This window comes from Mycolicibacterium sp. SMGY-1XX (assembly GCF_059132455.1).
The window spans coordinates 3,418,949-3,431,001 of record NZ_CP101139.1 but is presented as its reverse complement, the minus strand read 5'-3'; the positions used below and the strand labels follow the sequence as shown (position 1 = coordinate 3,431,001).

Sequence of the window (12,053 nt, the reverse complement as noted above, 5' to 3'; positions counted from 1 at the left end):
CTTGGCTTACGACAGCTCGACGAGGGCCAGATCCTCACGGGCGGAATTCAGTTCGTCTTCGGCGTTCGCCTCCTGGATCAGGGTGGTCACCGCGGCCGCGAATTCGTCGGCCAGCGAGGTCGCCGTCGCCGAGTCGACCCGGCGGGTGTCATACCACCAGTCCACGTGCAGCCTGCCACCCGAGCGGTACACCCGAAGCTCCACGGCATGACCGAGGCCGGGGACGGCCTCGCGCACCTGCGACTCCATATCGCTGTCGAACAGGACCGGAGCATCGTCGGAGGCCAGCAGCGACAGATCCGGAATCGTGCCCACATTCGAGTAGAAGACCTCAGCGGGGCGCGCCGCACCGAGGATCCGTGCCGTCGGTGCATAGAGGTGGCGCAGCAGACCGTAGCCGATTCCGTAGTGCGGCACCGCGTTCAGCGCCTCGTGCACACCGTCGAGCTGCTGCCGGGCTGTGGTGTCGTCGGGTTTCGCGCACCTGAGAGCGACTGGGTAGACCGTGCTGAGCCAGCCGACCGTTCGGCGAAGATCGACATCGGGGCGCAGTACCGCTCGTCCCGCCCCCGAAAGGTCCACCGCAACAGTGCCTTCGCCGACGGTGGCCGCGATCGCCCGGCTGAGCGCGGCCAGCAGGATATCGTCGATCGTCAACCCGAGTCGACGCCGGGTGTCATCGATCTCGCTGGTGTCGCCGACGCTCAACGAGGTCGACAGGCGGGTGAGATCGCCGGCCGCGGGCGGTTCGGAGGCCTCGCTGCCGGCCACGCTCACATCGGGCGCGGTTGCGGTCTCCAACCAGAAGTCGCGGCTGTCCACCACCGCGGGATGGGTGGCCAGCGCAGCGCACCGCGCAGACCATTCACCCCATTGCGTGGCAACGGGTTGCAGTTCGATGTCGTTGCCGGCCAGGCGTTGTCCGAACGCGGTGAAGATGTCGGTGAGCAGAACGTCTCGCGAGGTGTCGTCGCCTGCGATGCCGTGCACGCTGAGGGCCAGGTAACTCGGGCCATCCGCCTCACCGGTGACGTAGGTGGCCGCCAGCGGAGGGTTCGCCATCTCCTGCTCGGCGATCTGTCCGCGGCAGATGTCGAGTACCGCCTGGCGTTCCTCCGGACTTCCGGGCAGGAGGCCACCGGGTAGCGCCCTGGTGGCCGGTTCGACGGCCTCCCGCGGCGCATCGATGTGCTGCTCCCAGGTTCCCGCCTGCCGGGTGATCCGGAGTCGCAGCGCATCATGGTGATTGGTGACAGCTGTCAGCACCGCCGTCACGTCCTCTGCACGCACGTCCGGGCGCAACCGCAGGATCACCGGCATGCGCCATTGCCCCCGCTCCTGCACCCCGCGTTCGAGGAACGCGTCGACGTTCGGCGGAAGCGGCGGGTCAGCCGCGTCGTTCCAGGATCGGCGCGCCAGCCCGCCCGCCGCGTACCGGGCGGTCAGGGTCTTGGACAACGAGGAGACGGTCGGGTTCTCGTAGATGTCCTGCGGGGTGAGATCCAGACCTTCGTGAGTGGCCGCCATCGCCACACTGATGGCGACCAGGGAGTCCCCGCCGATCTCGAAGAAATTCGCGGTGCGGTCGACAGAGGCCACGCCGAGGCACTGGGAGAAGACGCGGCCCAGCGTGGTTTCGATCGGCGAGCTGCCGTTGACGGCGCCGTTGGTGGTGGGGGCGGCTGCGCCGGAGGCCGGGAGCTCCGCGCCGTTGACCGGGGCGTGAGTCCTCGCCCGTTCGGTGGCCGGCACGGGATCGACCCAATGACGCTGCCGCGCAAAAGGATAGCCCGGAAGTGTGGTGAGCTGCGGTTGATACTCACCGCGCAGCGGTGTCCAGTCGACATCGATGCCCGCGGTCCAGAGCTGCCCCATCGCCAGCAGGAACGCGTCCCGGTCGTCCCGGTTCTGGGCGTGGTGGCGCATGAGCCTGATGGCACGGTGCCCGTCCGCCCATTTCGGGTGACGCATCGCCGACGCCGTCAGGGTTCCGCCGGGACCCACCTCCACGAACACCCGGCCCGGGTGCGTCAGCAGCGCACCGAGTTCGTCGGAGAACCGGACGGTTTGGCGGATCTGACGTGCCCACGTCGCGGGGTTGGTCGCCTCCCCCGGCGCCAACCACGTTCCGGTGAGATTGGACAGCAGTGGTACCTGCGGTTCGCGCAGTGTCAGGCGGGACATGAAGCCGGTGAATTCGGGAAGCACCGGTTCCATCAACCGCGAGTGGAAGGCGTGGGAGGTGCGCACCCGCCGGGCGGTGATTCCCGCGTCGGCGAGCCGCGCCTGAAACGCACGGATGCTCTCCTCGGCGCCGGCAACGACGCAACCGCCCGGGTCGTTCACGGTGGCGAGGTCAACATCCTCTGCGAGGTATTCGGCGACGGCGTCGGCACTGAGCGCCACCGCCACCATGACCCCGCGCGGTGCGGAGTGCATCAGCCGGGCCCGCATCGACACCGCCTTGGTTGCCGTCGCGAGGTCGAAAACCCCTGCGATGGCGGCGGCCGCATACTCACCGATGCTGTGCCCTGCCATGGCCGCCGGTCGCACGCCGTAACTAAAGAACAGCTGAGCCAGAGCGTATTCGACGGTGAACAGCGCGGGCTGGGTGCGGTCGGTGCGTTCCAGGTTCCGTGCGGTGCCGTCGAAGATCTCGGCGCGCAGATCGATACCCAGTTCAGCGTTGAAACCCGCGGCACACTCATCGAAGTGCGCGGCGAACACCGGCTCGGATTCGTAGAGACCACGGGCCATTCCGACGTGCTGAGCACCCTGGCCCGGGAACAGCAGCACCACCCGGTCCGCGTCGTCGCCGTCTGACACCGATGCGCCGAGCACCACGTTGTCGTGCTCGGCTGCGGCCAGCACCGTCGCGGCACCGTCCAGGTCGGTGGCAACCGCCGCCAGCCGGACGCTTTCGGTCCGCCGGCGTTGCAGCGTGTAAGCCACATCAGGCAGCGCGGGTGCATCCGGGCTCGACAGCGCGGCGGCCATCGACGCACGTGACTGTTGCAGGCTTTCGGGGGAACGCGCTGACAGCAGCAGCACCTGTGGCCCCGACGGCGCTGCCGCCACCGGCGCCGGTGGAGCCTCTTCCAAGACAACGTGAGCGTTGGTGCCGCCCACGCCGAACGAACTCACCCCGGCGCGCCGGATGCCGTCCCAGACCCACGGTCCGTACTCGTTGCGGACGACGAACGGTCCTTGCTCCAGGTGCAATTCGGGATTGGGGCTGGTGTAGTGCAGGGTGGCCGGGATCGCCCGGTGTTTGAGGCAGAGGATGACCTTGATCAGACTCGCGATTCCCGCGGCCGACTCGAGGTGCCCGATGTTGGACTTGACCGAACCCAGATAACACGGTCCGGGTCGTTCGTTCTCGGCGAGGTCGAACGCCTGGCGCAGGCCTTCGATCTCGATCGGGTCACCCAGCGGTGTGGCGGTTCCGTGCGTTTCGACGTAGCTCACGCTCGAGGCGTCGATATCGGCGATGGCGTGCGCCTCGGCGATGACGTCCGCTTGACTGGCGGCGCTGGGCGCAGCGTAGGTCATTTTCGCCGAGCCGTCGTTGTTCAGCGCCGAACCACGGATCACCGCGTGGATCCGGTCGCCGTCCTCGATCGCCGCCTCCAGCGACTTCAGCACAACCACGCCGGCGCCACTGGCGAAGATGGTGCCATCGGCACGGACGTCGAACGGGCGGCAGTGCCCGGTCGCCGACACCATCGAGCCCGCGGCGTGGAAGTAGCCGACACGGTGCGGAATGCGCAGGGATGCACCACCGGCCAGAGCCATCTCGGACTCACCGTTGAGGATGCTCTGGCAGGCCAGATGAACGGCGACCAACGCCGACGAACACGCTGTCTGCACCGACATCGCAGGACCGCGCAGGTTGAACTGGTGAGCCACCCGGGTCGCCAGGTAGTCCTTGTCGTTCTGCAACGACAGATTGACCATATCGAAGGTGACCCCCTCGCCGATGATGGCGTTCGGGTCATGATGCGATATGAGGTTGTGCAGCAGGTAGCCGCTGGTGGTGCTCGTGGCGTACACACCGACCGAACCGTCGAGAGTCCCGGGTTCGTAACCGGAGTCTTCCAGGGCATGCCAGGCACACTGCAGGAACAGACGGTGCTGCGGATCCATCATCCGCGCGGCCTGCGGGGTGAAACCGAATGCCTCGGCGTCGAATTCGTCGATACCGTCGACCAGCGCGGCCCGTCGCACATATGCCGGATTCGCCAGCGATTTCGCGCTGACCCCGGAGGCCACGAGTTCGGCCTCCGACAAGGTGGTGATCGATTCCTCACCGCGGCGGAGGTTGTCCCAGAATGCCGACACCGTGTCGGCTCCGGGGAACCGCCCCGCCATGCCGATCACCGCGATCGCGTTGTCCGGCAATGCTTCTGCCCGTGATGCGGTTGCTCCGCTGCTGTTGGTCACGCTCGGTCCCCCACCTTCCGCCGCGTCGCGGCTCGCTGCCGCGCGGCGGCACGCTTCTGAGCTCGGGCGCGGAGGCCCTCCGCGCTGTCTGGCCTGGCCTGGGTGTTCAAGCCGAGCTGACGGATGAGATCAGCCGTCAGGTCCGTCAGCGAGGCACCCTGTAACAGCAGCGCGACCGGCGGCTCGACCCCGAAGTCGGCCCGCACCGTGTTGCGGATCCGCACCGCCATCAAAGAATCCATCCCCAGCTCGGTCAACGGCTGGCCGGTGTCCATCGGGCTGCCCTTGGGATACCCCATCACGGCCATCACCCGTGCACCCAGCCGCGTCGACACCACACGCTCGGCGTCGCCGGCATCGAGTTCCCGCAACGCGTCCGGGCCCGCCCAGTCGTCGTCGGTGTCGTCCTCCAGTTCCTCGGCGAGGAGGGCGAAATAGCCCAGATCGCGCAGTTCCGGGAACGCGGCCGCCACTCGATCCAGTCGCAGCCGGGCCACCCCGATCTGGGTGACGCCGGCGGCCAGTACCGCATCGAGCGCCTCGATCCCCTCGGCGGGAGAGATCGGGTCGAGGGCACTGAACGTCAGTGCGCGGGCGACACCGATCTCGGACCACTGGCCCCAGTTAATCGTGGTCGCGGGCAGGCCGCGGGCCCGTCGCCACGCCACCAGGCCGTCGAGCCAGGCGCTGGCACAGGCGTAGGCCACCTGGCCGGGCGCCCCGAGCAATGAGGACGTCGAGGAAAAGCCGACCCACCAGTCGAGCTCACGATCGGCGGTGGCGGCGTGCAACCGCAGCGCACCGGTGGCCTTGGGCGCCCATACGCGCTCCAGGTTCTCCCGGCCGAGGCCGACGACGATCTGATCGTCGATCACGGCCGCACTGTGCACCACCCCGCGCAACGCCAGCCCCGACTCCTCAGCCGCCGCAACCAGCTTCTCGGCCACCCCGGGCACCGCGATGTCCCCGGTGACGACCGTGAGCTGCGAACGCTCTCCCAGTTCGTCGAGGACTGCCTGCTGCTCGTCCGACGGCGCGGATCGCCCACTCAGGACCACCCGCCCCGCGCCGTGTTCGACGAGCCGGCGCGCGACCACGAGGCCGATACCGCCCAGGCCACCCGTGATGATGTAGGCGCCGTCAGTGCGGACAACGGGAGTGGCTGCCACGAGATCGGCCCGCTCGAGGCGTTCAGCGAACCGGCGTCCCTGCCGCCAGGCCACCACGTCGTCACCCCCGGCGATTCCGAGCTCGGTGGCCAACGACGTGTCGTCCGCCGAATCCAGATCGACCACGGTGGTGCGCAGGTCGGGGTGTTCATAGGCCAGTACCCGGACCAGCCCCTTGAGCGCCACGATCGTGGGATCGCCCAGCTCACCGGCGCCGGGGGTCAGGCCGTTCCGGGATGCCAGCCACAGTCGCGGCGACTTGCCGTGCCAGCCGCCGACGATCGCCCGCACGGTCGCGGCGACGTTCCAGGCGAGGTCGCGCCCGCGGATGACGGCCGCCTCGGAGTCGGCACCGTCGAACGGGTGCTGATCGGTGAAGACGATCACGCCGACCGGAGGGAGTTGCGGCTCCCCCGCTGCCTGCGCGAAGGCCTCTTTCACCGCGGACTCGTCGGACAGGTCGGCGCTGATCACCCGTCGCGCCGGTGAGCGCAGTCGGCCGGCGAAGGCCTCCGCCCTTGTCGCGGACTCGGCGCCCTCGGCGAGCAGCAGCCAGCTGCCTTCGGCGGGCTCGGACTCCGCGGCGGGGGTGACCGGCACCCAGGTGGTGTCGAACACCTTCTGCGCCAACGGCAGTGGCACGGTGCGGCGCTGCACCCGCTGCAGATAGATCCCGGTCAGTTCGGCCGTCGGGTTGCCCGCGTCGTCCATCAGCAGCACACGGCCGAGCTTGCCGGCGCCGTCACCGTCGAGTTCGGTCACGACGGCACGGCACCGCGCCCGTCTACCGATGTCACCGAACACACGGACACTTTCGATCGCGACCGGCAGATACGTGGCCTCACTCGATTCCGCCAACGACTCGGCGGGCAGCGCCGCGGCCAGGCCCTGCAGCGCCACATCGAGCATCACCGGATGGAGCCGGTAGCTGCGGTGCGGTGTCGCCTCGTCGGGCAGGACGATCTCGACCTCCGATGTTCCCGACGGCTTGCGCACCACCCGGGTCAGCCCCGCGAACGCGTGCCCGTGGTGCAGACCGGTGCGACGCAGCGCGGCGTAGAGATCGGCCGGCGAGACGGCAGTGCCTTCGCCGTCGGGAGGTGTTGATTCGGTGGGCTTCTCGGGCGCACCGATCTCGATTCGGGCCACGGCATGCCGATGCCAGTTGCGGTCGGCGGTGCGGGAGTGGATCTCCACCCGGATCTCGCCGTCATCGGATGTCGTGAGCTGAGTCGTGACTTCCGTGCTGTCGTCGAGGCGCAGCATCTGTTCGACCTCGACGCGGCGCACCGTGAGGGCGGTCGCGGGCAGGTCGAGCGCTTCACAGCCGGCCGCCAGCGCCATCTCGGTGAAACCGGTGGCGGGCAGACAGGCCTGGCCGTGCACCTTGTGGTCGGCCAGCCACGGGATGAGCTGCGTACCGACATCACCACGCCAGACGTGGTCACGACCGGACGGCATCTCCACGTGAGTTCCCAGCAGCGGATGTGCAGTCGCCGACTGCCGATTCGCGGCGGTGGGGGTCGCCCAGTACTTGGCGTGCAGCCACGGCGTCGGCGGCAGGTCCGCCAGTCGTGTTGCGCTGCAGCTGTTTTCGTCAAGCTGCCGCACCCCGGCCAGGTTGGTGTGGAACGTCAGGGCTTCCGGATGATCCCTGTTCAATGTTGCGCCCACCCATACCTGGCCACTCGAGCTGACCGCGGCCAGATTCCCGTCGATGGCATGCCGTAGCAGCGGATGTGGACTGACCTCGATGAACGTGGCGTGAGTGTCGGCGGCGGCGGTCACCGCCTGGGTGAACCGAACGGGGCTGCGGAGATTGTTGACCCAGTAGTCGGCGTCGAAGGCCGGTGCCGATCCGTTGAGCGTCGCAACGGTGCTGAACAGCGGGATCTTCGGCGGCGACGGCATCAACCCGGACAGCGCGGCGCGCAACTCCGGCAGGATGGGGTCGACGGTGGGATGGTGCGAGGCGACGTCCACCTCGACCCGCCGCGCCAACCGGCCCCGCGCGTCCACCAACGCCACCACCGCGTCGACCTGATCCGGTGGGCCCGCGATGACGGTCTGCTCGGGTGCGGCGTACACCGCGACCCCGACATCGGGGTAGTCGGCGATCAACGTCGCGGTGGCGTCGGCGTCCAACTCCAGCAGCGCCATGGCGCCCTGACCGGCCAGCCGGGACATCAACCGCGACCGCGTGGCGATCACCGTGAGCCCGTCCGCAGGAGTCAGCGCACCGGCCACCACCGCCGCAGCCACCTCCCCCATCGAATGTCCGATCACCGCATCCGGTTCCACGCCGTAGGACCGCCACAGCGCCGTCAACGCCAACTGCATGCCCACCAGCACCGGCTGGATGCGTTCGATACCGTGCACCGGCTGTCCGGAGGTCAGCACCTGCCGCAGCGAGAACCCGACCTTGTCGACGAACACCGGTTCCAGCTCGTCCACCGCCGTCGCGAAAGCCGGCTCGGATGCCAGAAGTTCCCTGCCCATACCCGCCCACTGCGAACCCTGGCCGGAATACAGGAAGACCGTCCCCGGCCCCGTCACGCTCTGATGAGTGGCCACGACTCCGGGCGCGGGCCGACCGGCCGCCAGTGCCCGCAACCCGGCCACCGCTTGCAGGTGGTCGGCGGCGCAGACGGTGGCGATCCGGAACTGCCGGGGGCGGTGGTGGTTCAGGGTGTGGGCGACCTCGCCCAGCGGCAGCGACGCACCGGCGTCCTCCAGCCAGTCGGCCAGAGCCGCCGCCGACGCCGCGACCCGCTCGTCGGTCTTACCCGAGACCACCAGTGTGGTGATCGACGGGCGCGCCGGGTTTTCCGGGGCCGCCGGAGCTGGATCCGGGCCCTGCTCGATGACCACGTGCGCGTTGGTTCCACCGAGACCGAACGACGACACAGCGGCCCGCCGGGGCCCTTCGGTTGCGGGCCAGGCGGTCAGGTCCGTGGGAACGAACAACCGGGTCTGCGACGGGTCGATGGCCGGATTCCACTGCGAGAAGTTCAGATTGGGCGGTATGTGGGCGCGCTGCACTGCCAACGCGGCTTTGATGAACCCGGCGATTCCGGCGGCGGCCTCCAGGTGACCGATGTTGGTTTTCACCGCACCCAGCGCACATCGGGCCTCCCCTCGCCCGTAAGTGTCGGCCAGTGCTTCGAACTCGATCGGATCGCCCAGTGCGGTACCGGTTCCGTGCGCCTCGATGTAGTTGACGGACGCGGGTGTCACATCGGCACTGCGCAGCGTCCTGGTGATCACGTCGCGCTGGGCGATCGAGTTCGGAGCCGTCAGGCCGTTGGAGCGGCCATCCTGGTTGACCGCCGATCCCCGGACCACCGCCAACACCCGGTCCCCGTCGCGCACCGCGTCGGTGAGCCGCTTGAGCACCACCACTCCCGCGCCCTCACCCCGCACGAACCCGTCCGCGCCCGCGTCGAAGCTGTGGCACCGACCGCGGGGCGAGAGCATTCCCCACTTCGACATCGCGATCTGCGTTTCCGGGCGCAGGATGAGGCTGACCCCACCCGCCAGCGCCAGGTCACTCTCACGCAGGCGCAGGCTCTGGCACGCCAGGTGAACGGTGACCAGCGACGAGGAACACGCCGAATCCACCGCCACCGCCGGGCCGCGCAATCCCAGCAGGTAGGCGATGCGTCCAACCCCGACGGAATGCGCGTTGCCGGTGGCCGAATAGGCATCGATGCTGTCCGGATTGGCCGCCGAGATACCTTGGTACTCGGTGTAATACACACCCATCATGACCGCGGCCCGAAGCCCGGACAGTTCTTCGGTCGCGATCCCGGCGTGCTCCAGGGCCTCCCACGCCACTTCCAGCATCACGCGCTGCTGAGGATCCATCGCTTCGGCCTCGCGCGGCGAGATCCCGAAGTACTCGGCATCAAAACCGTCCACGTCGGGCAGGAAGCCGCCCCACTTCGATGCCATCCGGCCCGGCGCCAAGGTGTCGGCGTCGTAGAACTCGTCGGCGTTCCAGCGATCGGGCGGAATCTCGCTCACCGCGTCCACACCGTCGGCCAGCAACCGCCAGTACGACTCCGGGCCCACCACACCACCGGGGAACCGGCAGCCGATTCCCACCACCGCGATGGGCTCGGCCGTCGCGATGCGGGAGGCCTTGACGAACTGTTCGTTGAGCGCGGTGCGTTGGTCGGCGGTCATGGCCGACACCCTGTTGAAGATCGTTTTCATCAGAAGCTACCGCTCTCGCTATGTGCCGAAGCCGATTCCACGCTGTCGAACAGCTCGTCCAACACGCTGTCTGCCGAGTCGAGCATCAGATCCTCGTCAGGGGGGCTCACCTGCTCTGTCCGTTGTGGGGCAAGCTCTTCCGCCAGGTAGGCCGCCAGCAGCGAAACCGTCGGATGGTTCCACAACATCGACGCCGACAGGTCGATCCCCGCCGCCTTCTGCGTCTCTTTCAGCACTGCCATCGCCATCATCGAGTCGAGTCCCAGCTCCGGGAACGGCCGGTCCACGTCGACCGCGGATGCCGGCATGCGGAGCTCGCGCGCCAGGATGGTCCGGATCCGCGTGGTCAGCTCGCCGGCCATGGCATCGGGGGCAATCTCCGACCAGTCCTGCAGCGTTGCCACCGACCGGTCCGGATCGTCGGCCGCCGAGCGCTCGGCCACGGTGGCGTCGAATTCGGCGACCACCCTTTCGAAGTAGCCGAGATCGCGGAACTCCGGATTGGCGGCGATGGCGCGGTCCAGGCGCATCCGGCCCACCCCGACGCGGGTGAGGTGGCCCCCCACCAGTGAGTCCAGCGCCTCGGTGCCTTCAACGGGTGTGATCGGGTCGAGCACGCTGTAGGTGAGCGCGCGGCTCATCCCCACATCCGACCACTGGCCCCAGCCGATCGCGGTGGCAGGCGACCCCTGCGCACGCCGCCACGTCGCCAGTGCGTCGAGCCAGGCATTGGCGGTGGTGTAAGCCAACTGACCGGGCAAGCCCAGCAGCGACGCCATGGACGAGAACCCGACCCACCAGTCGAGCGCCCGGCCTGCCGTCGCCGCGTGCAACCGCAAGGCACCGGCCACCTTGGGCGCCCACACCCGCTCCAGGTCCTCCTTCGTGACCGCGGCGACGATCCCGTCGCCGGTGACGCCCGCCGCATGCACCACGCCCCGCAGCGGCAGGCCGGTCTCCTCCGCGGCGGCGATCAACCGCTCCGCCACACCGGCCGTCGCGATATCCCCTGCCACGAAGACGATCTGGGCCCGGTCGGCGAGCTCGGCCAGGACGGTGCGTTGAGCCTCCGTGGGCTCGGACCGGCCGTTGAGGACGAGCCGCCCCGCACCGCGGGCAACGAGCCAGCGCGCGACGACCATCCCCAGGCCGCCGAGGCCGCCGGTGACCAGGTAGGAGCCGTCCGCCCGAACACGTGCACCCGCTTCGGGCGGCTCCCCTGGCGCGCGCGTGAGCCGTTCGACGTAGCGGCGCCCTGCGCGCCGGGCGATCACATCGTCGCCGGCCGGGAACGTCAATTCATCGGCGAGGGCCGCAACCGGGTCCTCCGCGCCGTCGAGGTCGACGAGGGTGGCGCTCAGATCCGGTTCGCCCGCCAGGAAACGAGCCGCCTCCCCGGGGAAGCGCCAGTTGCGGATCAGGCCCTTCAACGCGCCGGCGGCGGGATCGCCGGCCTCCCCACTGCCCGCCGCGAGACCGTTCCGGGTGATCAGCCACAGCCGTGGCGGCGTGTCACGGAAGTGCTCGAAGGCCGCCCGCGCCGCCGCCGAGACGGACCAGACCAGGTCCTGCGCGCGGCCGAGCGCCCCGTCAGGGTCGGTGCTGTCGAACGACCGCTCGCCGACGAGGACGATCATGCCGGTGGCCGGAAGTTCCGGATCAGCCCCGGCTTTCGCGATGGCCGCCAGTACCGCCGACTCATCCGCCAGTTTCTCGGTGAGCACCCGCCTGGTCGGTGAGCTGAACCGTGCCACGAAGTCCCGCGTGTAATCCGTCGTGTCGTCTACCAGTACCAGCCAGCTCCCGGTTGCGTCGGCCGACAGATCCCCGCCGGTTTCGACCGCCGGAGGACATTCCTCCCAGGCGGTGTCGAAGAGCTTCTGGCCCAACGGCAGCGACACCGACGCCGGGTCCACCCGGCGCAACTCGACGCCGCGTAGTTCCGCGGTCACGGTTCCGGCGTCGTCGGTGAGTTGGATCCGGCCCCGGCGAACGCCGTCACCGTCCTGGCGTTCTGAGAGCTCGGCGCGGCAGTGCGCCCGCAGACCGACCTCGCCGTACACCCGGGTCTCTGCCACCGCCAACGGCAGCCAGGGCGAGGTCACCGCCCCGGGGTCCGACGCCGAGGCGGCGTCGACGAGACACTGCAACGCCGCGTCCAGCATCGCGGGATGAATGCGATAACGCGCATGGTCGATGATGCCGGACAAGGCAATGGCCTTC

Annotated in this window: 3 protein-coding genes; all 3 read right to left on the bottom strand. The window is 69.1% G+C overall.

What is annotated here, in order from left to right:
- Positions 1 to 6: 6 nt before the first annotated feature.
- The 3 genes from NL241_RS16705 to NL241_RS16695 are packed head-to-tail and all read right to left on the bottom strand — an operon-like array spanning position 7 to position 12,040.
- On the bottom strand, positions 7 to 4,443 hold the full coding sequence (locus NL241_RS16705) for a type I polyketide synthase (protein ID WP_494398126.1): 4,437 nt from the start codon (positions 4,441 to 4,443) through the stop codon (positions 7 to 9).
- Positions 4,440 to 9,830 (bottom strand): type I polyketide synthase, encoded by a 5,391-nt coding sequence (locus tag NL241_RS16700; protein ID WP_494398125.1) that lies wholly within the window; start codon positions 9,828 to 9,830, stop codon positions 4,440 to 4,442. Before NL241_RS16700 ends, NL241_RS16705 begins: the two co-directional genes overlap by 4 nt.
- On the bottom strand, positions 9,830 to 12,040 hold the full coding sequence (locus NL241_RS16695) for a beta-ketoacyl reductase (RefSeq protein ID WP_494398324.1): 2,211 nt from the start codon (positions 12,038 to 12,040) through the stop codon (positions 9,830 to 9,832). The genes NL241_RS16700 and NL241_RS16695 overlap by 1 nt, the downstream gene beginning before the upstream one ends.
- Between the last annotated feature and the right edge of the window lie 13 nt (positions 12,041 to 12,053).